1 protein-coding gene is annotated in these 506 nt (G+C 70.0%); it reads left to right on the top strand.

The features are described from left to right. Positions 1 to 98: 98 nt before the first annotated feature. The coding region (locus tag LPA54_RS36755; protein ID WP_228984832.1) for a DUF4396 domain-containing protein at positions 99 to 506 on the top strand (408 nt) is incomplete at its 3' end.

Consider the following 506-nt stretch of genomic DNA (forward strand, 5'->3'; position numbering starts at 1 on the left):
TCATCACCCCTTGGCGGAATACCCCAGGGGGGTATACGGTTCCAGGTGTGCGTGGGGACGACACGGTCCCCGTGACACTGCGAAGGGGGATGAGGTCCATGGACCACGCCATGCACCACCACACCGGCGCCGGACACGGCGCACCGCCCGGCGCCGCGTCCGGCGCGACCTGGTCGATGGCGATACGGGCGACGCTCCACTGCCTGCTCGGCTGTGCCGTCGGCGAGATCCTCGGCATGGCCATCGGCACGTCCCTGATGTGGGGCAACGTCCCGACGATGGCCCTGGCCATCGGCCTGGCCTTCGTCTTCGGCTACTCCTTCACCCTCTTCGCCGTGGTGCGCGCCGGGGTGTCGCCGAAGGCCGCCGTGAAGATCGCGCTGGCCGCCGACACCGTCTCCATCGCGGTGATGGAGCTGGTCGACAACGCCATCATCGCGCTGACCCCGGGGGCGATGGACGCCGAGCTGTCCGAGGGCCTGTTCTGGTACGCCCTGCTCGGCGGC

Source organism: Streptomyces sp. DH12 (assembly GCF_020873895.1).
Lineage (GTDB): Bacteria > Actinomycetota > Actinomycetes > Streptomycetales > Streptomycetaceae > Streptomyces.